Genomic DNA, 341 nt, shown 5'->3' with positions numbered 1-341 from the left:
GGTTCCTGGAGATGGGCAAGACCGACCCGCGCGACCCGCGGGACGTCGCCGCCGCCCACCCCGGCGTGACCTACCGCGGATACGACCTCATCGACGCGGGCGCCGACCGGATCGGCGAGATCCTCACCACCCTGGCGAAGCTGTTCCAGCGGCGGGTGCTGCGGCCCCTGCCGGTGCGCACCTGGGACGTGCGCCGGGCGCCGGAGGCCTTCCGGCTCATGAGCCAGGCCAAGCACACCGGCAAGCTCGTGCTGACCGTGCCGCGGCCGCTGGACCCCGCGGGCACCGTCCTGGTCACCGGCGGCACCGGCACCCTGGGCGGCCTGCTGGCCCGGCACCTG

At 75.7% G+C, this 341-nt stretch carries 1 protein-coding gene; it reads left to right on the top strand.

What is annotated here, in order from left to right; translation table 11 throughout:
- On the top strand, positions 1-341 hold a 341-nt coding region (locus RKE29_RS30620), incomplete at both ends, for a zinc-binding dehydrogenase (protein WP_312008934.1).

Source organism: Streptomyces sp. B1866 (assembly GCF_031932565.1).
Classification (GTDB): Bacteria; Actinomycetota; Actinomycetes; order Streptomycetales; family Streptomycetaceae; genus Streptomyces.
Note: the sequence above shows the minus strand (reverse complement) of the source record. Positions and strands in the feature narration are given on the sequence as shown.